At 42.4% G+C, this 24,028-nt stretch carries 17 protein-coding genes; 10 read left to right on the forward strand and 7 right to left on the reverse strand.

Features of this window, described 5'->3' with window-relative positions; all coding sequences use genetic code 11:
• Nucleotides 1-38 precede the first annotated feature (38 nt).
• The 4 genes from ccoG to sodX all read left to right on the forward strand — a co-directional run bounded on the left by ccoG (nucleotide 39) and on the right by sodX (nucleotide 2,603).
• Nucleotides 39-1,421 (forward strand): cytochrome c oxidase accessory protein CcoG, encoded by a 1,383-nt coding sequence (gene ccoG, locus PSPO_RS13905; RefSeq protein ID WP_010561429.1) that lies wholly within the window; start codon nucleotides 39-41, stop codon nucleotides 1,419-1,421.
• Between the two features lie 130 nt (nucleotides 1,422-1,551).
• Nucleotides 1,552-1,995, forward strand: coding sequence for a tetratricopeptide repeat protein (locus PSPO_RS13910; RefSeq protein ID WP_010561428.1), 444 nt, complete (start codon nucleotides 1,552-1,554; stop codon nucleotides 1,993-1,995).
• A 205-nt stretch (nucleotides 1,996-2,200) separates the two neighbouring features.
• Complete coding sequence (locus PSPO_RS21960; protein WP_010561426.1) at nucleotides 2,201-2,335, forward strand: hypothetical protein; 135 nt, start codon at nucleotides 2,201-2,203, stop codon at nucleotides 2,333-2,335.
• A complete protein-coding gene (sodX, locus tag PSPO_RS13920; RefSeq protein ID WP_010561425.1) occupies nucleotides 2,313-2,603 on the forward strand; it encodes a nickel-type superoxide dismutase maturation protease in 291 nt (96 codons plus the stop codon). The genes PSPO_RS21960 and sodX overlap by 23 nt, the downstream gene beginning before the upstream one ends.
• Before the next feature lie 55 nt (nucleotides 2,604-2,658).
• On the opposite strand, the gene PSPO_RS13925 is transcribed toward sodX, so the two are convergent.
• Nucleotides 2,659-3,732: an ABC transporter substrate-binding protein gene (locus tag PSPO_RS13925; protein WP_010561424.1), complete on the reverse strand. Its 1,074-nt coding sequence runs from the start codon at nucleotides 3,730-3,732 to the stop codon at nucleotides 2,659-2,661.
• Nucleotides 3,733-3,903: 171 nt separating this feature from the next.
• Between PSPO_RS13925 and PSPO_RS13930 the strand changes: the two genes are divergently transcribed.
• Together PSPO_RS13930 and PSPO_RS13935 are read left to right on the forward strand one after the other, a co-directional pair.
• Nucleotides 3,904-7,221 (forward strand): MHYT domain-containing protein, encoded by a 3,318-nt coding sequence (locus tag PSPO_RS13930; protein WP_010561423.1) that lies wholly within the window; start codon nucleotides 3,904-3,906, stop codon nucleotides 7,219-7,221.
• A 9-nt stretch (nucleotides 7,222-7,230) separates the two neighbouring features.
• Nucleotides 7,231-8,217: a response regulator gene (locus PSPO_RS13935; RefSeq protein WP_010561422.1), complete on the forward strand. Its 987-nt coding sequence runs from the start codon at nucleotides 7,231-7,233 to the stop codon at nucleotides 8,215-8,217.
• 74 nt (nucleotides 8,218-8,291) lie between these two features.
• Here the strand turns inward: PSPO_RS13935 and PSPO_RS13940 are convergent, their stop codons facing one another.
• Complete coding sequence (locus tag PSPO_RS13940) at nucleotides 8,292-11,480, reverse strand: amidohydrolase family protein (protein WP_010561421.1); 3,189 nt, start codon at nucleotides 11,478-11,480, stop codon at nucleotides 8,292-8,294.
• Nucleotides 11,481-11,700: 220 nt separating this feature from the next.
• On the opposite strand from PSPO_RS13940, the gene PSPO_RS13945 reads away from it, so the two are divergent.
• Nucleotides 11,701-12,513 carry a class I SAM-dependent methyltransferase gene (locus tag PSPO_RS13945; protein WP_010561420.1) on the forward strand — a complete coding sequence of 271 codons (813 nt, stop codon included), beginning with the start codon at nucleotides 11,701-11,703 and terminating at the stop codon, nucleotides 12,511-12,513.
• Nucleotides 12,514-12,554: 41 nt separating this feature from the next.
• Here the strand turns inward: PSPO_RS13945 and PSPO_RS13950 are convergent, their stop codons facing one another.
• A complete protein-coding gene (locus PSPO_RS13950) occupies nucleotides 12,555-14,801 on the reverse strand; it encodes a TonB-dependent receptor domain-containing protein (protein ID WP_010561419.1) in 2,247 nt (748 codons plus the stop codon).
• A gap of 364 nt (nucleotides 14,802-15,165) precedes the next feature.
• Between PSPO_RS13950 and glmU the strand changes: the two genes are divergently transcribed.
• Complete coding sequence (glmU, locus tag PSPO_RS13955; RefSeq protein ID WP_010561418.1) at nucleotides 15,166-16,527, forward strand: bifunctional UDP-N-acetylglucosamine diphosphorylase/glucosamine-1-phosphate N-acetyltransferase GlmU; 1,362 nt, start codon at nucleotides 15,166-15,168, stop codon at nucleotides 16,525-16,527.
• 23 nt (nucleotides 16,528-16,550) lie between these two features.
• On the opposite strand, the gene PSPO_RS13960 is transcribed toward glmU, so the two are convergent.
• Nucleotides 16,551-17,234, reverse strand: coding sequence for a hypothetical protein (locus PSPO_RS13960; protein WP_010561417.1), 684 nt, complete (start codon nucleotides 17,232-17,234; stop codon nucleotides 16,551-16,553).
• A gap of 200 nt (nucleotides 17,235-17,434) precedes the next feature.
• On the opposite strand from PSPO_RS13960, the gene PSPO_RS13965 reads away from it, so the two are divergent.
• Both PSPO_RS13965 and glmS read left to right on the forward strand, forming a co-directional pair.
• Nucleotides 17,435-18,199 (forward strand): DeoR/GlpR family DNA-binding transcription regulator, encoded by a 765-nt coding sequence (locus PSPO_RS13965; RefSeq protein WP_010561416.1) that lies wholly within the window; start codon nucleotides 17,435-17,437, stop codon nucleotides 18,197-18,199.
• A gap of 74 nt (nucleotides 18,200-18,273) precedes the next feature.
• A complete protein-coding gene (gene glmS, locus PSPO_RS13970; protein WP_010561415.1) occupies nucleotides 18,274-20,097 on the forward strand; it encodes a glutamine--fructose-6-phosphate transaminase (isomerizing) in 1,824 nt (607 codons plus the stop codon).
• Between the two features lie 58 nt (nucleotides 20,098-20,155).
• Here glmS and PSPO_RS13975 read toward each other — a convergent pair whose 3' ends face one another.
• The 3 genes from PSPO_RS13975 to PSPO_RS13985 all read right to left on the reverse strand — a co-directional run bounded on the left by PSPO_RS13975 (nucleotide 20,156) and on the right by PSPO_RS13985 (nucleotide 23,933).
• Nucleotides 20,156-21,853: an alkaline phosphatase D family protein gene (locus PSPO_RS13975; RefSeq protein WP_010561414.1), complete on the reverse strand. Its 1,698-nt coding sequence runs from the start codon at nucleotides 21,851-21,853 to the stop codon at nucleotides 20,156-20,158.
• A 209-nt stretch (nucleotides 21,854-22,062) separates the two neighbouring features.
• On the reverse strand, nucleotides 22,063-22,857 hold the full coding sequence (locus PSPO_RS13980; protein ID WP_010561413.1) for a DUF4824 family protein: 795 nt from the start codon (nucleotides 22,855-22,857) through the stop codon (nucleotides 22,063-22,065).
• Complete coding sequence (locus tag PSPO_RS13985) at nucleotides 22,854-23,933, reverse strand: DUF2157 domain-containing protein (RefSeq protein ID WP_010561412.1); 1,080 nt, start codon at nucleotides 23,931-23,933, stop codon at nucleotides 22,854-22,856. The genes PSPO_RS13980 and PSPO_RS13985 overlap by 4 nt, the downstream gene beginning before the upstream one ends.
• Nucleotides 23,934-24,028 lie beyond the last annotated feature (95 nt).

Below are 24,028 nucleotides of genomic sequence, written 5' to 3' on the forward strand. Positions count from 1 at the left end.
AGATAAGCGCAATGCTCTATCTACTGTCGAGAAATATTATGAAGTTTGATATCAAAGAAGAAGATCTGATCATTAAGCCCTACAAAACTGAGGGGCCAATTTACGTCAGGTCACAAAAAGGTAAATACCAAAAGTTACGCCGCTATATTGGCTGGGCATTGATGTTGGCATTTATCTTAATCCCTTTTATTCCTTACCAAGGTCAGCAAGCCATATTACTCGATATCGGCGCGCAGCAGTTTCGCTTTTTTAATACCACCTTATTCCCGCAAGATTTCACCTTGCTAGCATGGATATTTATGGCGGGTGCATTTGCACTATTTTTTGTTACCACCTGGCTCGGTCGAGTTTGGTGTGGTTACACCTGCCCGCAAACGGTATGGATGATGATGTTTATTTGGGTTGAAGAAAAAGTGGAAGGCAACCGCAATAAGCGCATTAAGCTTGATAAATCACCTATGTCATTTGAAAAATTTCGCAAAAAAGGCCTCAAGCATTTAGCTTGGCTGAGTATTTCATTTTTAACTGCTACCACCTTTCTTAGCTACTTTGTGCCTGTTAAAGAGTTATATAGCAATTTAGTAACCTTAGATTGGTCTGGCTTGATTTGGTTTTGGGTAGGTCTATTTGCCGTGTGTACTTACGGTAACGCAGGTTTCTTAAGAGAGAAAATGTGTATTTACATGTGCCCGTATTCTCGCTTTCAAGCAGTAATGTTCGACAAAGATACGTATGTCGTTGCCTACGATGAAAAACGTGGTGAATCACGTGGTCGCCGCAAACGTAAAGATGATCCGAAACAACTTGGTTTAGGTGATTGTGTTGACTGTAACCTATGCGTTGAAGTGTGTCCTGCCGGTATTGATATTCGTAACGGCATGCAATACGAGTGCATTAACTGTGGCGCATGTATTGATGCTTGTGACGAAACCATGGAAAAGTTTAATTACCAAAAAGGTTTAATTAGTTACACCAGTGAACACCAACTAGCTGGCCAAAAGACCGATAAATTCCGTTTAAAGCTCGTAGGTTATGGATTTTTTACTGGCTTAGTAATCATCACTATGCTGATTTGGATGAATTTACGCGTACCTATTGAAACCAGTATTCTACGTGACCGAAATGCGCTTTATCGCGTGAATTACGAAGGGTTAACTGAGAACACCTACACGCTAAGAATTACCAATAAAACGCAAAATACCCTGAATTACACGCTAACACTGCTCGAAGACTCACGTTTTGTACTAAGCGCACCACAAAACATTGTTATTCCAGCTGGTGAAATGAGCCAGTTCCCAGTCACGATTACGGCTGATGGCTATGATTTAAAACAAAAAGTGACGGATGTTCGCTTTAAAGTTCAAGCTATTGAGCAACCGGATATCCAAATCATTAAACAGTCTAAGTTTTATAAACCCTAAGCTGTAAAATCAATTTATAGCTAAGTTCCCTAGCACGCAAGGCTCAATCTAATTGAGCCTTTTTTCTTTACAATGGCTCAAACGCGATCAATAATCATTATCATTAAGTTGGTAGGTTAGGTATTTTAATATGAGCTGGCAATCCACAATGATTAAAGGCAATGAGTGTTTTGATTCACATAATTGGCTAGAGGCGGAACGTTACTATAATCGCGCTATTGAGCTGGTTGATTTGCTATGGCAACAAAAAATTAGCAACTTAGAAGCGATGCAAGCTTGGGTATGCGGTTATCAGAACCTCGCTGCCACCTACGAACAACAAGGCCAGTTAGAACGTGCACTGCAATGTTTACTGCACGCCCATTATCGCGTATTACAGCAAGCCAACAATAAAGCAGTCTCTGAGCATGCGCAAAGCCATGCCTTACAGATGTCTTCGGTCACATTTAAAAGCATTTCGGCATTTAAAGGAAAGCATGCAAATTACACTCGCTGTATGGATGTGCTTGATCATGTGTGTGCCGCCCCCGCAGATATTAAAAACGCAAAATTAAAATCTGCGTTAGTGCACTAGTTAGGGAAGTTGGTATGTCTAATTTATACATCAAAATCATAGCAGTATGTTTATTGCTACCACACAGCCTTGTGGCACATACAGGGCATGATCATAGCCCATTGTTTGACCTGTTCATTCACCTAGCATGGATAACACCAACGGTATTACTGTTTGTTTTTGTTAGTTACAAGATAAAAATGCGCAACCTTGCTAAGGAGGGAAGATGAAAAAAGCAGCAAGCTTGAGCAGGGCTCTAACTCAGCTCGATAAACTATTTAAATTTGAAGTTGTTACGGCAAATTGCGACGCATCGCTTAAAACAGAGAACGCAAAAAATGTTCGGATTAAGCATAAATAAAGTAACTGGCAACAGCATGTCGCCCGCGATAATGCCCAATAATTATGTGCTATTACATAGCTTTGGCAGTATGAAACATTTAAAAAAAGGGCAAATAGTTAAAGTCGCACACCCTATTTTTGGCGCCATAATTCAACGCATTGCCTATCAAGATAAAAATGGTCTTTATTGGTTAGCTGGTGACGACCCTAACAGTTTGGCCTGCTGCCAAATAGGACCGATTAGCGCCGAGCAAATCATCGGCGTAATGATTTGCAACCTGCGCTAAGCCCTTGCATGATTACGCATCGAGCGCGTCAAAAATTCTCTTTCACAGCAAGATTCTAATGCCGAGTATTAACCAAGTTTTGCAAGTTAAATTCTAGCGGTTGCTGCGCCGACACAGAAAAACGCGAAAAATCGATTTGTTCGAATTCTTGTTCACGTAATAGTTTGCCAAACGGCGCTCGAGCTGGTGAGTCCGAGGACTCAAAAATTGCGATTTGCTGACTCATAGCGCCTGCTTTTTCTGGGTAAAGGTGATTATCATGCAGCATCAATAATGCTTTTGCGCCCAACGTTACATGCCCACCAAAAGACACATCGGTCGCATACCCTTTATCATGAACATCCCAATTAATGCCGCCAATAATGACCTTATCTGATTGCTTTAGTTTATTTACAGCTGCAATTGCACCAAACGCCATTGCGTCATTTGCCGACCAAATAATATCAGCGGGATACTTTGACAATACGCCATAGGTTTTTTTGTAAGCTTTCGACTCAGACCAATTGGCAACCGTTGAGTCTATTAAACTCACATGAGGGTGTTTTTTTAAGGCGCGCTGTAAACCAAAGCGACGCTCCTCTGCCGCCGGTGTATTGTAATCACCAAGCAGTGCATACATAGTAAGCTGCTGTTTTTTAAACTTACCAGCGCGTTTAATTAATGCCTGAGCAAGCTGTTCACCAACCTCTTTATTGTTCGGCGATAAGCACCCTATTACTTTACTCGTGATCGCCTCAGGCAGCGATGCCTGCTGTGAACGGCTAAATTTATTAAGCAGCAAAAACACTTTAATCTCGGTGCCAACAAGCTGCTCTAGCATTTGCGGTAACATTTGCTTTTCGTTTACGAGAATTAAGTAATCGGGCTTTAGCGCTATCGCGTCGCTAACCAGTTTTTTCATCAGAATATGATTGCGCTCAGCATGCAATGATACGAGATCGATATTGAGGTCGTTTGCAGCGGCAACCATAAAGTGATTCACGTTTGGCCAAAAGTCGCCAGAATCATTGTCCGTGGCATAACCCGGGTTAATAAAAACAACCTTCATATGGGAATTGGCACTAGTAACTTCTGACCACATCAGCAGCATTAAAAACAACCAAACACGCACGACACTATTCACTTTCACACAATACCTTACTGCATCTAGATGGCTATAAGTATATAACTTAAACAAAAATATAGCTGCATGTTCTCAACTAATCAGAGCAGAACATCAAATCGGTAATGGTTTTTACCGTAAAGTGTTAAACTTACTAAATATAGCAGCCGTTCTATACTAAAACCTTGGTAAATAGAGATGCTTGATTGGATATTTTCACACTTTTCAGTGCCCACCGACAGCCTACTGATTTATGGTAGCTACAACCCTTGGTTGGTAACTCTTTCAATTTTAATTGCTATTTTTGCATCATTCATGGGGTTGCAAGTCGCGTCACAAGTGACAAAAACGCATTCAACAGCAAGACGCCACACCATGCTAGCAATTGGCAGCATTGCGTTAGGCGGAGGTATTTGGAGCATGCACTTTATCGGCATGCTCGCATTCGATCTATGTACACGCGTTGAATACAATGGAGCAATTACCTTTCTTTCGATGCTGCCAGGTATTTTTGCTTCCTGGGTCGCGCTAAATTTTATAAATAGCCACCGCAAAGGCTTTATCCCGCTGCTAATTGGTGGTGTGCTTGTCGGTGCAGGCATCGGCACCATGCATTATACCGGTATGGCAGCGATGGAAATGGCACCTTTGCTCCGCTACGAACCTTGGGTATTTGGTTTATCAATTGTGGTTGCTGTGTCACTGGCTATGTTGTCGTTATGGGTTAATTTTGGTCTTGCGGTTTTTAGCACACAAGGTAAGTCCTTGCCTTACGCCAAAGTGTGGTCGAGCATTATTATGGGCTGCGCTATTACTGGTATGCACTACACCGGCATGGCAGCGGCGCGTTTTGTTAGGCCTCCAGGCCTTGAACTCAGTGAACAAACATCGGAAATTTCAATTTATCTTGCATTGGGTATTTCAATTACCACAGCCGTAATCATTTGCTTAGTGCTGGGCCTTAATATGCTTTATCGCTACAAAGATATCTCAGTCAAAGCAGCCGAGAGCGAGCGCCGTATTCGTGCCATGATGGATACCGCTGTTGACGGTATCGTAAGCATTGATCGTAGTGGCACTGTACTCAGTATCAACCAAGCGACAGAGGAATTACTTGGCTGGTCTACAGATGAAATTATCGGAAAAAATGTTAACGTGCTCGTACCTACACCCTACCACGACAATCACGATGATTACATTTCCCGCTACTTTTCTACTGGGCAAGCAAATATTATTGGAAAAGGGCGGGAGGTTAAAGCCCGCCATAAAAGCGGTGAGCTTGTCGCAATACGTCTTGCAATTGGTCATGTAAAGCTTTCTACCAATGACTTTTTCGTCGCTTTTATCAGTGATATCCGCCCGCGCCTGCGCATGGAAAAAGCACTAAGAGAAAACGAAGAAAAATTCCGCTCGCTGATCACCAATATTCCAGGCATCGCCTATCGTTGTAAAAATACACCTGAGTGGCCAATGATGTATATCAGCAATGCTGTACAAAGCATTACTGGCTATCACGCAGCCGACTTTTTAATGCCAAATCCCAAACGCAGCTTTTCTGATTTGTTTCACCCTGACGACAAAGAGCGCATTTTTGCCAGTATTCCAGAGCAAGGAGCGTTCAGCTTAGAGTACCGCATAATTAACCGTGATGGAGAAGTTCGCTGGGTGATGGAGCAAGGCACACATGCCAGTAATGAAAGTACGCAAGATTCTTGGTTAGATGGCTTTATTATGGATATTACTGAGCGCAAACAAATGGAGCAAGCGCTGGTGAATGCGAAAGAGAGCGCTGAACAAGCAGCAGCTGCCAGAGCTAGTTTTATGGCCAATATGAGTCATGAGATTCGCACTCCCATGAATGCCATTATTGGCTTTAGCGACATTTTACTGGAAAGCGATTTGCAGCAAGAGCAGCAGCGTCATCTAACAACAATTAATAACTCAGCTAAATCTTTGTTGCATCTACTCAATGATATTTTAGATAGTGCCAAACTCGATAAAGGAAAACTTGAGCTCGAGATTCGAGATTTCTCACTTGTTCAAGAAATCGATGAAGTTGTTTCCACGCTGTGGTTGCAGGCGCGTAACAAAGGCATTGCACTCAATTTAAATCTCGATCCTAAATTAAAAGCCAGCTACTTGGGTTCGCCAGAACGCATTCGCCAAGTACTTACGAACTTAGTTAACAATGCCATTAAATTTACCCAGCAAGGTAGTGTCACACTAACCGTAAAGCCAACCAAAGATAACCAAGTGTCCTTTGCTATCGAAGATACGGGTATTGGCATGACCGAATCACAGTTACAACATGTGTTTGATGCGTTTACTCAAGCTGACTCATCGATGAGTCGCCGCTTTGGTGGTACCGGACTTGGTACAACAATAAGCAAACAGTTAGTAGAGTTAATGGGCGGAGAAATTAGTGCCACCAGCACACTCGATAAAGGTTCATTGTTCTATTTCACCTTACCACTGGCGGCGAGTACCACAGCTAACGTCAAACCTCTTGCGGCACCGTCTGATGAGGTAAAACTGCCACCGTTAACCATTTTAATCGTCGATGATATTCAGCAAAATATCGAGTTACTATCGGTGCTACTGTCGCGAGAAGGGCATACAGTAATAACCGCACGCGACGGCCAGCAAGCGTTAATTCGTATGGCATCGGATGACGCCATTGACCTTGCAATTATGGATATTCAAATGCCAGTAATGGATGGTTTAACCGCTGCAACCAAAAGACGAGCGACCGAGCAACAACAAAACTTAACTCGACTTCCTATCATTGCCTTTACTGCCAGTGTGTTAGAGGCCGATAAACAAGCCGCCGAGAATGCGGGTATGGATGGTTTTGCCAACAAACCCGTTGATAAAAACGCGCTATTTAATGAAATCAGCCGAGTGCTTGGGTTAAATAACTCAATCACGCACGTAAATGGTAACAATAACCATGATAAATTAATTGATGACAAAAAAGGCATTGCGCTATGGGGCAGCAAAACGGCTTATTATCACGAGCTGTCACGTTTTATTTCAGAGCAACAAAGTGCTGTTGAACTGTTATCAACTCATTATAAACAGCAACAATGGCCCGAATTATTGCAAATCGCACATGGTTTAAAAGGCGTGTGTGGCAACCTTTCTCTTACCCAACTCATGCGTAAAGTTGAACTGCTCGAATCGATTATTTGCAGTCATCCTGAACAAGGTGAGACAATATTGCAGCAAATTGACACCGTCTTCAATCAAGTGAAGCAAAAAGTCTTGGCCGAGCAGAATGAAGCGCTCATTGAACAAGATAACAAGCACATCCAACCACAGTTATTAAACGTATTGCACAGCTTGAAACATCACGCAGAGCATAACGAGATTGATGAGCAGGCACTATCACAATTACTCGCCTTACAAGACGAGCACTACCATAATGAAATTATGGCCATTAGTAATGCAATTAACGACTTTGACTTCGCGCTCGGCTGTGAAGCCATTGAGCATTTATTAAATAAGCTGACATGAGGTATCTCAATGCAAGATAACACACCCCTGATTTTAGTTGTTGATGATGAGCCAGCTAATTTACGAGTACTCAATCAAATACTCAACCAAGACTACCGTATTGCCTTTGCTAAAAGTGGTGAAGAAGCGCTGCGTTTGGCCTGTAGCCAACAACCACAACTTATTTTATTAGATATTATGATGCCTGATATGACAGGGTTTGACGTCTGTCAGCAACTGAAAGCCAATACGCTAACACAGAATATTCCGGTTATTTTTGTCACTGCATTATCAGAAGAAGCCGATGAAACAAAAGGCTTTGAAATTGGCGCTGTTGACTACATCACCAAGCCGGTATCACCTGCCATTGTTAGAGTCAGAGTTGCAACCCACTTATCGCTAGTCAATGCTGAAGAGCTAAGAGAAACGCGGCTGCAAATCATTCAACGCTTAGGTCGCGCATCCGAATTTAAAGACAACGAAACTGGCATGCATGTTATGCGAATGAGCCACTTCGCTAAAATTATTGCCTTAGCCTATGGCTTTTCAGAGCAGCGAGCCGACTTGCTGCTACACACAGCCCCCATGCACGATTTAGGCAAAATCGGCATTCCCGATCACATCATGCTTAAACCCGGTAAACTCTCCGAAGAAGAGTTCGCGATTATGAAAAAACACCCTGAAATAGGTGTTGAAATACTCGGTGATGACGATTCAGAGCTCATCGCGTTAGCAAAAACAGTGGCATTGACCCACCATGAGAAATGGGATGGCAGCGGCTACCCTAAAGGCCTTAAGGGCGAAGATATTCCAATTGAAGGGCGCATTGTTGCACTGGCAGATGTATTTGATGCATTAACCAGTAAACGTCCCTACAAAGAAGCGTGGAGCATTGAAAAAACTATGGCTTTTTTACACGAGCAAAAAGGTAAGCATTTTGAGCCTAAGTTGGTTGATTTATTTAGCCAGGAGCTTGATAAAATCCTCGCTATTAAAGACAAGTATCAAGACGAATAACGCTGCAATATAAAAAAGGCTGAACTTAAGTTCAGCCTTTTCGTTATTTAACCTGAAATCAGATTACGTAAAGCTTATTCTTCAAAATACAACTTTTCGCGTTTTTTCTTACCTACTTCATTCATCGTTGCAGTATCGAATAAACGACCGTTAATCATAGTGTGCGTTACTTTATCGGTATCGCGAATATTTTCTAACGGGTTGCCATCGATCACCATTAAGTCGGCAAGCTTACCGACTTCAAGTGAACCGATGTGTTTATCTAAACCAAAGTGCGTTGCAGGGTCGATGGTTGCAGTGCGGATCACCTCTAGTGGTGCCATGCCCCCTTGCGCGAACATCCACATTTCCCAGTGTGCTGCTAAGCCTTCACGTTGACCGTGAGCACCAATGTTTACTAGTACATCTAAGTCTTGTAATTCTTTCGAAACACGGGCGTTATTTACGTGATTATAATGATGATCAGGCGCTTTAACGCGGCGCATAGAGCGCGGCAGTAGCTTGTTCTTAGGTACGTATTTCGACAGAATTGGATGCGACCACACATCTGTTTTATCGTACCAGTAGTTTTCACCCCAAATACCACCATAGGCAACACCTAACGTTGGTGTATAACCTACTTTAGTTTGGCTCCACAGCTGCTTAATATCATCATAAATATTCGCCACTGGTAGTGAGTGCTCAACACCCGTGTGGCCATCCACCACCATGGTTAAGTTATGCTGCAGTAATGAGCCGCCCTCTGGCACTACCATCATGCCTAGTTCACGTGCAGCTTGCACAACTTGTTGACGCTGATTACGACGAGGCTGGTTGTACGATTTAACACTAATCGCACCCACTTTTTGTAGACGCTCAATATGAAATTTCGCATCGTCCAGGCTATCAACATGACTAGTGTAACCAGGCATGTTCGCACCATATAAAATCGTACCAGTTGAGAAAATGCGCGGCGCGACAATTTTACCGGCTTTTTGCATTTCGCTGGCTGCGAATACTTCAGTTGTGTCATTTGATGGATCGTGAATTGTCGTTACACCAAATGCCAACCCTGCTAGGTTTTCCCAGTTTTGCTGAGGAATAATTTCATTTGAACCTTGCGAACCGTGCGCGTGTGCATCAACAAGACCCGGCATAATGGTTTTGCCGTTCATCTCAATAATTAATGCATCACTTGGTACGTTCACATCTGCCACAGAGCCAACTGCTTTAATGTGCTTACCGTCGGTAACGATAACGCCATTTTCAATTACCTCATCACCTTTCATGGTAATGATGCGTGCGCCAGTCAGTGCAATTACACCTTTTGGTGCATCCATTTTTTGTTTAAAGCCAATGTTTTGGCCGTTTTCAACTTTAAACGACTTTGACTCATCTTTGGCAATATCAAACACACCGTTTAAGTCAGCATGGTAAAGCTCAGGACCTAGCGACCAGTAAAGCTTATCAGCTGACGTGTTCCAGCTAATATTTTCACCAGCACGAACTGATAACTGCTCAACCGGGAACTGACTATCTTTCGGACCGATATTAATGGTTTTGCCGCGCTCCACAAATGGCGTTACAAATACTTTAAAACGCTCAGCAAACGCTAAGTACTTGCCATCCGGCGATAAACGGAATTCAGTCGCGTGTTTTGCTTCGTATAGTTTGCGCTCTTTTTTGCTGGCTAGTTCAACCACTGAAAGCGATGGTTTTGGCCATGCTTGCATTACATAAATACGGTCGTTCTCAGCACCAAATTGCGGTTGAATACCATGCTTGGTAATAAATTCTTCGTCACCGCCACGGCTGCTTACAGCATAGATACCCGGTTTTACCGAGTAACTTGGATCTAGAATCGCACCGCCTTTAATTTTACGGTATACCACTGTATCACCATCTGGACTAAAGGTTGGTTCAACGTATTTACCTTTAGTTTCAACAATGTCCTTGCCGCGGCCTGAACGTGCCGACACCACACGAATAGTGCCCTGCTTATTATCATCCCAAGTTACGTACACTATCTTCTTACCATCGCGAGAAAACGACGGGAAGAACTCAAAGTGGTCGCTTTGTTTAGTTAGGCGCCTTACTTTACCCGACTCTAAATCACGCTTGTAGATATGACCCATGGCTTCAAAAATCGCAGTTTCACCATCTGGCGAAACTTGCACATTGCGTAGCATTTTTACGTCAAATTCTTTGGTATCAAGATTTTGTGCAACACGTAATGCCGTTTGTAGCTTTTTGCTAGTTTCCACTTCAAATGGAATGTCGCTTACTTTCTTGCTTTCAACATCCAGCTTGTGAAGTTTACCGCCCGCCCAGAAGATCAGCTCTTCATTGTCAGGGGTCCAAGCGATGGTCGTATAAACACCGTGAATTGCCCATGTTTCCTGCATATCACGCTCAAGCGCACCATATAGCTTTGTGTGTTCCCCCGTAGCAAAGTCATATACATAAAGGCTTGATTGGAAATCATCACGTTTTACGTAAGCAAGCTTTTTGCCATCAGGTGATGGTGTTGGGCGAATTGCGCCACCCATGCCTTCAATAATGGTTTCAATTTCACCAGTTTCACGGTCATAGCGTTTAATTTTATAAATGCCCGCAACTGAATCTTTTGAGTAGTGAAACGTTTTACCTGGTGTCGCGTCTTGTGAGAAATAAACATAGCGACCATCAGGTGAAAATGCTGGTTCACCTAAATCTTTTTGGTCATTTGCACGCTTAGTTAGCTGTACACCTTTGCCGCCTGCTTTGTGGTAAAGCCATACTTCACCAGCGCCAAGTGAACGTGTGCCCGTAAAGTGTTTACGCGCAGCGATAAAGTCACCATCAGGGCTCCATACAGGGCTATTTAATAAACGGAATGTTTCGTTGGTTACCGCAACTTGGTTTGAACCATCAATGTTCATTAGCCAAATATTGTCGCCGCCACCTTGGTCTGACGTAAACGCGATTTTTTTGCCATCTGGGCTAAAACGCGGCTGCATTTGCCAAGGAATATCTGACGTTAGCTTAGTTGCTTTACCGCCTGAAATTGGCATTGTGTAAATATCACCAAGTAGATCAAATGCCAGTGTTTTTCCATCTGGGCTTACATCTACGTTCATCCAAGTACCTTGTTGCACTTTGATGTTGGCATCTAAAAATTCACCTTGTGGCGCTTCAACTTGCCACTCTTTTTTCTCTTCTTTTTTCGCTTCTTCTGCGCCTGCCTGTGAGCACAACGCTAAGCTCACTGCCATCGCAAGTGAGGTCTTTAATATTTGCTTCATCTCGGAGTCTTCTAGTTGTCACGTTTATTCTGTAACGAATTGAAACAAAATCGTGATTAATTAGCTAGTTTGCTTGAGTTAAAACCACCTAAAAAATCGATTAAAAATTTAGCAGTTGGCTAAATAGAAATATTTTGCAACAAGTTACAACGCAAAATGCTTAAACAATCAACAGTTTTATGTTTAGCTTGTACCGATAATTTACCTTTAGGGACTAAACATGAAAACCTTACTTAACCTAGCGATTAGTGCAGCAATTGCGACCGCATCTATCACTGTCGCACATGCAACAACGCTACAAGACACAGTAAAAAGCGAAGTGCGCAGCGATAAAAATAAAGCACGTGATGAATTTCGTAACCCACAACAAACGCTAAATTTCTTTGGTTTAAGCAAAGATATGAATGTGGTAGAAATTTGGCCAGGCGGCGGTTGGTACACCGAAATTATCGCGCCTATGGTGGCTGAGAAAGGTAAGTTTGTTGCGGCGCATTTTCCGTCAGGTACAGATATTGGTTACTTCAATAAACATTTACCAAAGTATCAGGCAAAAATTAAAAATACACCGGCACTGAGCAAAACTGAAATCACCGAATTTCACCCTAAATTTAGCCCAGAAATGGCCCCTGCAGGCAGTGCCGACATGGTGCTAACTTTCCGTAACTTACATAATTTTTATATGACTAGCGACGAGATGATGCAATCAACACTTGATGCTGCATTTAAAGCGCTTAAACCTGGCGGTGTTTTAGGTGTCGTTGATCATAAATTACCTGAGAACTTAGACACAGAAGCCTTTCGCCAATCGGGTTACATTAAACAAAGTGTAGTTGAAGCAGCTGCTAAAAAAGCGGGCTTTAAATTGGTTGCCAGTTCGGGCGTGAATGCCAATCCGCTTGATCAAGCACAGTACGAAAAAGGCGTATGGACATTACCACCAACACTTGCACTAGGTGATAAAGACAAAGCCAAGTACCTTGCTATTGGTGAAAGTAACCGTTTCACGCTTAAGTTTGTAAAACCTAAGCTATAAACAGACAAGTAAAGCAGGCACAGTGTGCCTGCTTTTTTATATTAGAATTGATAACTTACTGTAATTTTGTAGTTACGCCCTAGTTCACCCGCATCTGTTGCATTACTCGCTGGTGCACGTAAATAGCGTTCGTTGGTAATATTATCCACCCCCACAACAACGCCTACCCCTGAAAGCACACCTTCGCCTTGATAGCTCGCATTTAAATTATAAAGTTGGTATGAATCTGTGCCCCAACCTCGGTCTAAATAGGCTTCTGGCAAGCGTTTTTGCTCAGCATATGCGAGCATCTGCACACCCACATTAAGGCTATCAAGCACTTGGTAATTTAGATTAAGCGTGAGCTTATCTGCAGGCGCTTCTGTGTAGGCTTGTTTGTCATTTTCAATGGTACCTAAAAAGAAGTTAGGTACGCCGTACGCATCCATTTCAATTGTGGAATACCCTAAATACGCATCAAACTTACTAAGCGAGTAATGCAGCTCTAATTCAACACCGCTACTTTCAAGTTTGCCGATATTCTTCGCGCTGTAATCACGGTGCGTGGCAACCGGCACACCATTGCTAGGGTTAGGGCCAGGTGAACCTAACTGCTTATTGCCATTTTCGTCAACGTAATACATAAACGGTACGTTATCGATAAAGTTTTCGATATCGTTATTGAAATACATAGCCTTAACAGTGAACACGTCGGCATAAGCAACGTTAGACCAATCTAAGCCAAAGCCCACTTCAATATTTTCTGATAGCTCTGGTTTTAAATCAGGCTGCGGTTCTTGATAACAAATTTTGCCACCAATGTGGCAGCGCCACTCGTCTTTTTTATACAGCTCTTGTACCGAAGGTGCGCGAAATGCCTCTGCATATTTGGCATAAAAATTAAGGAAATCAGTCGCTTTATAGGTTACGCCCAATTCACTGGATAACTCGCCGCTATCGCTATTATCGTAGTCATCAAATGTGTTACTACTGCGATCGAAGACATCATAGCGCAAGCCCGCTGTGGTCAGTAATGTATCGTTTAAAAAGCTGGCTTGATCAATTGCCGCAAGTGAAAAATTAGTTGAATCACTTTTACCGTAGAACGTTGAGCTGACACCTTCTTCAAGTTCATTTTGTTCAAATTCTTCGTATTCAAAATTGAACTCAAGCGCTAATTTGTGATTAATCACGCCTTCAAATTCAGATAAGTTAGCAACCCTTAAACCTGTACGTGTATTGCTACCGTCGCTTAATTTGTCAAACGCTATTTTATTGCCACGATTAACAATATAACCCATGGTTACTTCATCGTAACTTTTCTTTGAGAATACCGCCTGCACATCTAAATCGATAAGCGGTGAGGTTGGCTGATAGGTATAACTAGTCATTAATTCAATGTAGTCATTTTTATAATCTTCAGACAAAGTAGGATAACGCAGTGCTAAATCCAAACGCTGCCCATAAGGCTGATTAAGCGATTCGGTTTCACTCCAATCTAATTTAGTTTGTAAGCTATGCTCTGGTGCAAAATACCACGTGTTTTTAATTGTTGCGTTGGTTCTAGCTGAGTCATTACTGATTTTTTCCAACTTGGCTAACTCGCCAACTTCGTCGCCTTTATCGTCGCTTGGTACAACATCAATATCTGAAAATTCAACATAAGAGGCATGTAAAACCGTGTCTGTGTGCGCAGTTAATGCAAATAAAGAACCGCTAAAACTATTCGAGTCAGACACAGATTGGTGCATTACCTGAGCGCGAGCGCCAAAACCTTCTTCACCATTTAAGTAATCGCTTGCATCTTTAGTGACCAAACGAATACTACCACCTACTGCGCCAGAACCTACGGTTAACGAATCTGCGCCACGCAGTACCTGAACTTGCTTTAATTGGGCTGGATCTATACCTAAGCTATTAATAGTTGCAATATTGCTGCCGCCATCTGATTCTGTTTTGCGTTTCACATTATCAATTGATACAAAAATACGTTCGCCATACAAACCACGAATCGCTGGTTGACCTGAAAGTGGCGTTACACTGCCTGTCATATCAACACCCGGTAACTCTTTCAAAATATTGCTTAGTTCAGCTTCTTGGTTACGCTTAATGTGTTCGTCGTTAACTTGTGAGATCGATGCCGCGGCATCATGCTTTGCCACTGTTAGCTTGTGACCAAATACTGAAATCGTTTCAATATCTTGCTCACCTGCTAATTTTTCATTGTTATTTTGGGATTGTGCATTAAACGCTGTGGTAGATAAGCCTAAAACAATGGCTGTTGAAACTAGCGTACGAGAGAAGTTCATTTACATTTTCCTTAACGATAATTATTCGCACTCGCGTTAAGATTAAAGTATCTACTCTAGGCTTTCAACATCTAAAATTACTAAAAAAGCATTTAAAATCAGTATTTAACAAACGATTAATAAGTATTTAATTAAAAAAGAACTGGTGAAATTAAGACAATAATACGATTTTATACTGAGTTTTATTATTACGCTTACACTGTTTTAACTAATTGCAATGCAGGTTAAAATATCCGCCGTTTTTACAATTCAATATGATTTAGGTACTCATCTTAAAACGTGAGTTTAATCGGCACAGGGAGTGGGTTTATTTAACGCTAACCATGTTGGATTGTTATCGATGTGAAAAAAGGAAATTAATTTAATGGCATTAACCACTGTTATTCTCGCTGCGGGTAAAGGTACTCGTATGCGTTCAAAGCTGCCGAAAGTACTGCACCCTGTTGCCAACAAGCCTATGGTGCAACACGTTATTGATAATGCATTATCGCTTGGCGCTAACACCACTAACTTAGTCTACGGTCATGGCGGCGAGTTATTAAAAGAGCACCTAGCGCATAACGATGTGAACTGGGTATTACAAGCAGAGCAACTTGGTACTGGCCACGCGGTGGCACAGGCAAAAGAGCATATCGCGAATGACGATACCGTATTAATTCTTTACGGCGACGTACCACTTACTAAAAAATCAACATTAGAAGCACTACTTGATGTAACACCAAGTAAAGGCCTCGCTATTTTAACCGTCAACTTAGATGATCCGTCGGGCTATGGCCGCATTGAGCGTAAAGATGGCAATATTGTGGGTATTGTTGAGCAAAAAGATGCCAACCCAGAGCAACTAAAAATCACTGAAATCAACTCAGGCATTATGACGGTTAACGGTGGTTTGTTACGTGATTGGCTCGGCCGCTTATCAAATAATAATGCGCAAGGCGAATACTACCTAACGGATATTGTTGCTATGGCGCACGCTGATGGCGTTGAAATTACCTCTGCCCAACCAAGCGATTTAATGGAAGTGGAAGGTGCTAATAACCGTGTGCAGCTAGCTGCATTAGAGCGCGCTTATCAAGCGTGGCAAGCTGAAGATTTAATGCTAAATGGCGCAAGTTTAGCTGATCCTGCACGTATTGATGTACGCGGTGAAGTCACCACAGGTCGAGACGTACAAATTGATGTTAACGTAGTATTTGAAGGCAAAGTAGTACTTGGTGACGATGTTGTTATTGGCCCGAACTGCGTGCTAAAAGACTGCGAAATCGGCGATGGCGTGGTGATTAAAGCTAACTCTATTGTTGAAGAGGCAAAAGTTGCTGCTAAATGTACACTTGGCCCATTTGCACGCCTTCGTCCAGGTGCCATTATGGAAGAAGACTCGCACATTGGTAACTTTGTCGAAATGAAAAAGACCCGCTTAGGCAAAGGTTCTAAAGCGAATCATTTAACGTACCTTGGCGATACGGAAGTAGGCGAAAAAGTAAATATTGGCGCCGGCACCATTACCTGTAACTATGATGGTGTAAATAAGTCTAAAACCATTATTGGCGATAACGCGTTTATTGGCTCAAACAGCTCGCTGGTAGCGCCTGTTGAAATTGGTCAAACAGCCACAATTGGCGCAGGCTCAGTTGTTACCGCCAATGTTGCAGAGCAGCAGTTAGCTGTATCACGTGCAAAACAACGCAACATTGATGGTTGGCAGCGCCCTGTTAAGAAAAGCTAACAACAACGCTATTGAAAAAGCCGCTATTTAGCGGCTTTTTTTGTTTCTACGGGCGTGGTTTTTACAATTGGTTTTGATTCGACAATTGCTGGACAGATTTCAACCTCTTGCGTATCACCTTTGCCATTACTGATGTAACAGTTTTCGAGTATGGAGCAGTAACACACCTCAGCTTTTACTTTAAAGCGCTTTTTATCAAGAATCTGCCAAAACTTCTCGTTGTACTTGGTTTTTTCAAGCGCTAAAAGACTAATTGAGCCTCCCGGTGGCACAAGTGCATTTTGCGCAAATGAGGTGGTGATCCAGCCAAATTCTTTAAAGAAATTAACCTTCGGTGACTTTTTTTGCAGTTCTTTCAGCGCCGTTTCATAGGCCTTAATGTCAAAACAACATGCAGTGATAAAGTCATAAACATCGTAATACTCTTTACCTTGGTAGGTGTACTTCAAATATTTAACAAGGGCAGGACCTGCGCCAGAGTTTTTTAAGGTAAAGGTAATCTCTTGGCTGCGTTTTTCCATATTCGCATTACCAGAAACAAACTGCATCCAAGGCCAAGTTGCCGCTTTTACCTGCTTTTCTGCCGCATTGGCTTGTAAAAAAGTGGCATAAAATGAGGCTGCTGAAATAATAATGGCGCATAGCGCCAAAAATAGATTCACCTTATCTTGCGAAAAGTGAAGTTTGGATTGCTTTTTTTCCTTCATAGCATCTTGTTGTTTTTATTAACGCTTTACGCACTATAAATAAATCATTAAGCAACTACAACAAAGCCATATTGGCAATTGTTACTAGATGTTCAGCAATAATCTTCAACGAACCACATAACGGCCATAAAATAAGCGCTTGCGATCTGTTAAGTTTCAATTAAAATACCACATCTTTCGAAACGAAACTTATTGGAAAAATGACGAAACGTAACACCCAACAAAGACGCCATACTATTTTGCAGCAAGTAAATGAACTTGGTGAAGTGAGCGTTGAACAGCTCGCTGAACAGTTTGCAACGTCAGAAGTTACGATTCGAAAAGATTTAACCGCACTTGAACAGAGTGGACTGCTATTACGTCGTTACGGTGGCGCAATGGCATTGCCACAAGAGATCGTTGCAAATAGCGACGAAAAGCTCGATCCGATTCGCAAAATGCAAATAGCAAAAGCAGCAGCTGATCTCATTAAAGATCATAACCGCATTATTATTGATAGCGGTCGCACCACAGCGGCAATGATCCCTGAGCTTTCACACAAGCGTGGTTTAGTCGTCATGACCAACGCCATAAATGTAGCTAACCGATTGCTTTCATTAGAAAATGAGCCAACTTTATTAATGCCTGGCGGCACCTGGGATCCGCATTCTGAATCATTTCAGGGGCAAGTTGCCGAGCAAGTTGTGTGCTCATACGACTTCGATCAATTATTTATTGGTGCCGATGGCATTGATATTGATAGAGGTACTACTACATTCAATGAATTGATCGGTTTGAGTCGCGTTATGGCTGATTCAGCAAGGGAAGTAATTGTGCTTGTTGAATCAAACAAGATTGGTAAGAAGATACCGAATCTAGAAATACCGTGGCAGCAAGTAGATTATTTAGTAACGGATGATGGCTTAGACGACAACACTAAGCAGGCAATTGAACAACATCAGGTTACTGTTATTTGCGCCGAATAACGCATTTGCAGGTTCCGACAACAAACCTGTAACCCATTTAACGCTCACATACCGTGCAATTTAAGGAGATTATTATGTGTGGCATTGTTGGCGCTGTGGCAGAACGCCCAGTTAACCGAATTTTAATTGAAGGCCTAAAGCGCCTTGAATACCGTGGCTACGACTCTGCAGGTGTCGCATTAGGCAACAACGATAAAGCACTTAATACTGTTAAAGCCGTCGGTAAAGTTGCAAACCTCGATGCAGCACTTACAGATGCGAATGTAAAAGGCACAACGGGAATTGCCCATACCCGCTGGGCAACTCATGGCAGTGTGACTGAAGCCAATGCTCACCCACATATTTCGAGCCAGCAGCTTGCGCTCGTGCATAACGGTATTATTGAAAATCACGATAAATTGCGCACCCAGCTGCGCGGTGATGGCTACGAGTTTTTATCGGACACTGATACGGAAGTGATGGTGCATAAAATCCACCAGCTTCGTCAAAGTCATGACTCGTTACTTGCATCTGTGCAAGCAGCTGTAAAAGAATTTGAAGGTGCTTACGGCACAGTGGTTTTTGATAAAGAAAACCCTAATGAAATTGTCGTGGCTCGCTCTGGTAGCCCACTCGTTATCGGTTTAGGCTTAGGCGAAAACTTTATTGCTTCTGACCAGTTAGCGTTACTACCTGTAACACGCAGCTTTATCTTTTTAGAAGAAGGCGACGTGGCCCGTATTACTCGTGATTCAGTTGAAATCTACGACATCGATGGCAACGCTGTTGAACGCGACGTGGTTGAGTCTAACATCACCCAAGATGCGTCAGGCAAAGGTGAGTACCGTCATTACATGCTCAAAGAAATCTACGAGCAGCCTGTTGCGGTGCGCAATACCCTAGAAGCGCGCATTGATGGCGATAAAGTTGCAGTTGACGCATTTGGCGATACGGCATCGGATATTTTCAAGCAAGTAAAGCATGTGCAAATTATTGCCTGCGGTACTTCATACCACTCAGGTATGGTCGCACGCTATTGGTTAGAACAATACGCAGGTGTTAGCTGTAACGTTGAAATTGCTTCTGAGTTCCGCTATCGCAAATCATTTGTTCATGAAAACAGCCTACTGGTAACCATTTCACAATCAGGTGAAACAGCCGATACCTTAGCTGCACTTCGCCTAGCTAAAGAGCAAGGTTACATGAGCTCAATGACGATTTGTAATGTGCCTGGCAGCTCGCTAGTGCGCGAATCAGATATTGCGTTTATGACGAAAGCGGGTGCTGAAATTGGCGTTGCATCAACAAAAGCCTTTACCACTCAGCTTGTTGGTTTACTTATGTTAGTTGCATCAATTGCCCAAGAAAAAGGCCAGCCACAAGCAGAAATTGTCAATGCGATTAAATCACTGCCAAACAAGCTTGAAGAGTCATTGTCTCTTGCTGAAGGTATTGAAGACCTAGCAGAAGAGTTTGCAGATAAACATCACGCACTTTTCTTAGGCCGCGGCGATCAATATCCAATCGCAATGGAAGGTGCACTTAAGCTAAAAGAAATCTCATATATTCACGCCGAAGCGTATGCAGCAGGTGAGCTAAAACACGGTCCATTGGCACTGATTGATGCCGATATGCCAATCATTGTTGTTGCACCTAATAACGAGCTACTGGAAAAGCTGAAGTCGAACGTTGAAGAAGTGCGTGCACGCGGCGGTATTATTTATGTATTCGCTGATAAAGCATCTGAATTTGTCTCAGATGACACAATGCGTGTTATTAACGTCAATCAAGTTGACGATGTACTGGCACCAATTGTGTACACCATTCCACTGCAATTACTGTCTTACTATGTAGCGGTAATTAAAGGTACCGATGTAGACCAACCACGTAACCTGGCAAAATCAGTTACGGTTGAGTAAGCATTTTCAAACTAAAGAAGGCGCATTAGCGCCTTTTTTATTGCCCTTTTAAGCAGTATTAAAACGTCACAATTGTAGAAACCGCTTCTTCTTTGGCTGTTTGAATTGACAGTTTTATTTCTCGGTTTTGCCAATCGATATCAAGCATGCCGTAGTTGCTGCCTGACTTATTAATCAAATGACGATTACCCGTTGTTAGCGAGCTAATATTGTTACTCACAACGCCAACTTTACCGGTTGGAATTACAGCGCCGCTTGGTGCGCAGTTACCCCAAGCGCCTTCAATGCCTTTTCCGTTTTCATCCACTTCGGTATAGCACCAAGGTTTGTCGTGATCACGTGTAATACACCCTTGGTATTCAACCAGCGCATATTTGTAAGGTAATTTACATTGTTTTGAATAGTCACCGTTGCCTTGCAAATCGGCATAAATCGGCAAGCGCAACGGGTTTTCAATATGATACGGCCAATTTTGACCAAAGCCTGATGCCGTCACTTCGTATACGGTGACCGGTGCACCAAATTCTGTACTGGCTGGTATCTCTTTTTGTAACAATTCACCCCAATGCTGATCGCCTGATAAGAAAATCACCGCTTTCGTCTTGCCTGAATTTACCGATTTTTGCACAAGCCTTAATAACTTTTCTCGCTGAGCTGGCATTTCAGCCCATGATTCATAACTGGTGCCAGACATTGCTTCTTCATTCAAATTGGCAATCGCTTGATTAAACTGGTTACCATTTCCGTAAGCACAGTAGCTATTTAAGCTTCTTCCTTTGTGAAGCGGTGGTAATACTTGAATACCGCTGGCAATAATTTTAATTTCGCTCGGCTTATTGAGCTCTGCTTCAAGCCACTGCCATTGTTGTTCGCCCAAAATCGTGCTGTTATCACCTTCGCAGGTGCCATAGTTACTAAAAGTAGGAGAACGGAAATATCGTGCATCAAGTGTAATCACATGAGTTTGCTCACCACTTGGCCCGAGCAATTTAGCTTCGTAAATACCTGCTTGACCATTAAGTCTCGGATCCGATGCTTCAACATCAAAGTGACGTAAATATTCTTGCTGGCTTTCTGCACGTTTTTGATAATATTTACCATCATTGTTGCGCCCAAAATCATGATCATCCCATGTTGCCATAACTGGAATGTTGGCTTTTAAAAACTGTTGATAATCAGGGTTGCGCTTTTTATCATCGTATTTCTGACGCATTAAGGCCATGTTTGTGGTATCGGCATAAATGTTATCGCCTAACCATAAAAATAGGTCAGGTTGATGACCTATCAAACGCGCTAACGCTGCTGGCATATCCCCTTTAGTTTTAAAGCAGCTACCTAATGCTACTCTGTCTAAACGTTTGCTTTGCTGTGGTTGTGTATGAGTTAACAGCGGTTCAGGCGCTGGCGCGTCACATTCTTCCCAATCACCTTCAGCAACATAACACCATGGTGATGAATGATTGCGGGTGGTACAGCCATAGAACTTTTCACCTTGATAACTAGACGGCGCTAAACACGTTTTACCAGAAACTGTTTTAAACTCAGGAATAGACTCAGTGCGTACATTGCCCCAACTTTCACCGTCTTTCGGTGATTTTAAATAGCACCACTGGCTACCGCTATTATTTTTGTCGGTTGTACCTTGGTATTTTGCCAGCGCATAGTCAAAGGTTGTTTTACATTCTTGATAATGAACTTCGGGTGCTGCAAATAGTGCGCTAGGCAGCAATAAGCTTAATAGAATTACTCTTTTCATTGTTATATTTTCTCAGTTGTGAATTGGCGCATCCGATGCGTAATAGTCCCTTGAGAAAATATACCGTTCCGATATTGAGAACTGACTACAGTTAAGTGTCACATTTGCGGCAAGAAAATGACAATAAACATGCGGCTGCCGTAACTTTGCAGCCGCATTGTATTTTGCGCTTTGATCAAGCTATTAGATATACGCTTTAAAACTGTGTATTAGTTCATCTGTATATCTACAATCCAAGGTTCCAAACGTTTGCCCCAATTAACCGTCACGCTATAGTCTGGCTTTGTTTGTCCTCGTGATGTTTTTAAGCTTGCCAAGGTTTCTACGAAATGAGCAGGTACATTAATTCTGTTCACCAACAGCGCACGCAAATGCAAAGAGTGATCTTTGCTGTAATCATTAAAATAGGGCTTCGCATTTCCTTTTACGATAACGATATTGCTTTGCGCTGCATATTTAGTTGCAAGTGTTTTATAGTCTTGTGCCGCTTCTAAAAAGAACAAACGACTATTGCGATGCAACTCTTGTTGATATGCCTCAGAGGCTCGCTCTTTGGCATATTTGAGCTGTTCATCATTAATATCCAACTCAAAACGAGCAAGCGCTTTTTCATAATAACTCTGCGCATTTGCTAATGACTTTTGATATTGCTCGCCATTGTATTCAAGCGCAAAAAATAACGTACGTTCCTGCGCCCAGCCATCTTCAGAGACTTCAAGTTCAGTAAACCCTAACGCTATTAACTGCTGCTTGGTTAGGTTTATACTGCGGTTGTTGTAATAAGCAAGCTCGTCTTTTTTGTTTGCCAATGCACGCCAAGAGATTGAAAGCCCTACGCCCGAGTTTTCTTTTTCAAAACCAGATAAGTATGGCAAGCGTGCTTCTCGTTCAGATAAAACTAGCTGCGCCGTTGGCTCACCAGAGCGATTATAAAAAACACCACCTAAAATAAAAATATTGGTAAAAACAATTAACGCGATACCGTAAATTAAGTACTTTTTCATGCGCTTGTCCTCGTGTGTTTGTCTAACTTACGAATTCGCTTAAATACCAATAATGCAAGCAGCGCACATAACCCAAGTACAAAGAAAAATAGATACTTAGGCATCCAATCCCACCACCAATCAAAGAACTTGGTGTAAAGAAACAGCACAAAAAATACATTGCCAGTTTGCACAACGCCCGACCACTCTTTACGAATTCCAAGCCAAATCGCCGCTGCACTTAACGCAAACCCAGCAACTTGATACACGCCTTCAACAAGGTCATTATCATAATTGAAATAACTTACGCCACCCCAGTTTGACAAAATAAGCACAACTAGAAACAGTATGATCAGAGACAAAACACGATACATTGCAGCAAAGCCAATAAATGCACGCTGATTGATAAAATGCGGGACTAAAAACAGTAATATACTCGGCACAATAAAGTTTTCAGGGCGCTCGCCAAAACTGATCCAATACATGCCACTCCATGCGCCCACCTTCATTGCAATAAAGCTGCACACATTCACAATTGCAAAAAACAGCAATACTCGCGCGTTAACAGCATACGCCAAAATAAAGGCGAGTCCTGACCAAATCAGAAACGCATTGGGCGACGGGATTAAATTAAAAATCTGCCCAAGCAGCATTACGTTAAGTACGAACCCCGCATACGCAACCAAACCCGCTATTTTGGCAAAATAGCCGTGGGATTCATTTTCAGCTAACTTTATCGCACCACAGAGCAATGCAATGGGCGTAGTAACCAAGATGCCCACTTGCACACTTGTGCTTAAGTAGCCCCAAAATTGATAAAACAAAAAGAATAAACTCACTGCCATTGCCAAAGCACCAAACAGCGAAGCGATTTTCATACCTAATGTTAGGTGCTTAGACTGAGCTGTCGTATCAACGTCAAATTGCTTGGCTAACTGGGTGAGAAGCTGCTGATGATACTGAGAAACAGCCTGTTGCTGATCAACTGGCATGGTGATCACGCCAGCATGTTGTAATTTTGCCAGTTCAGATTCAAAGGCGTGTATTTGATCCACCCTCTGCTGAGCATCCGCTTGATTTAGTTGAGATTCATCCATGTAAAAGCCCAATCACGTTATGTACGTATTATATTGGCTCAACTGGTAGCTAAAAAACAAGCAATATAACACCAGTTTGATATTAGCTTGGGTGT

Origin of the sequence: Pseudoalteromonas spongiae UST010723-006 (assembly GCF_000238255.3) — a bacterium.
In the GTDB taxonomy this organism is placed as follows: domain Bacteria; phylum Pseudomonadota; class Gammaproteobacteria; order Enterobacterales; family Alteromonadaceae; genus Pseudoalteromonas; species Pseudoalteromonas spongiae.

Bases quoted from the DNA above. Each gene is read 5' to 3' on its own strand.
- glmU (WP_010561418.1), top strand. From the start codon at position 15,166: ATGGCATTAACCACTGTTATTCTCGCTGCGGGTAAAGGTACTCGTATG.
- ccoG (WP_010561429.1), top strand. From the start codon at position 39: ATGAAGTTTGATATCAAAGAAGAAGATCTGATCATTAAGCCCTACAAA.
- PSPO_RS13960 (WP_010561417.1), bottom strand. From the start codon at position 17,234: ATGAAGGAAAAAAAGCAATCCAAACTTCACTTTTCGCAAGATAAGGTG.
- PSPO_RS13980 (WP_010561413.1), bottom strand. From the start codon at position 22,857: ATGAAAAAGTACTTAATTTACGGTATCGCGTTAATTGTTTTTACCAAT.
- glmS (WP_010561415.1), top strand. From the start codon at position 18,274: ATGTGTGGCATTGTTGGCGCTGTGGCAGAACGCCCAGTTAACCGAATT.
- PSPO_RS13950 (WP_010561419.1), bottom strand. From the start codon at position 14,801: ATGAACTTCTCTCGTACGCTAGTTTCAACAGCCATTGTTTTAGGCTTA.
- PSPO_RS21960 (WP_010561426.1), top strand. From the start codon at position 2,201: ATGAAAAAAGCAGCAAGCTTGAGCAGGGCTCTAACTCAGCTCGATAAA.
- PSPO_RS13935 (WP_010561422.1), top strand. From the start codon at position 7,231: ATGCAAGATAACACACCCCTGATTTTAGTTGTTGATGATGAGCCAGCT.
- PSPO_RS13985 (WP_010561412.1), bottom strand. From the start codon at position 23,933: ATGGATGAATCTCAACTAAATCAAGCGGATGCTCAGCAGAGGGTGGAT.
- PSPO_RS13965 (WP_010561416.1), top strand. From the start codon at position 17,435: ATGACGAAACGTAACACCCAACAAAGACGCCATACTATTTTGCAGCAA.
- PSPO_RS13930 (WP_010561423.1), top strand. From the start codon at position 3,904: ATGCTTGATTGGATATTTTCACACTTTTCAGTGCCCACCGACAGCCTA.
- PSPO_RS13940 (WP_010561421.1), bottom strand. From the start codon at position 11,480: ATGAAGCAAATATTAAAGACCTCACTTGCGATGGCAGTGAGCTTAGCG.
- PSPO_RS13910 (WP_010561428.1), top strand. From the start codon at position 1,552: ATGAGCTGGCAATCCACAATGATTAAAGGCAATGAGTGTTTTGATTCA.
- sodX (WP_010561425.1), top strand. From the start codon at position 2,313: ATGTTCGGATTAAGCATAAATAAAGTAACTGGCAACAGCATGTCGCCC.
- PSPO_RS13945 (WP_010561420.1), top strand. From the start codon at position 11,701: ATGAAAACCTTACTTAACCTAGCGATTAGTGCAGCAATTGCGACCGCA.
- PSPO_RS13975 (WP_010561414.1), bottom strand. From the start codon at position 21,853: ATGAAAAGAGTAATTCTATTAAGCTTATTGCTGCCTAGCGCACTATTT.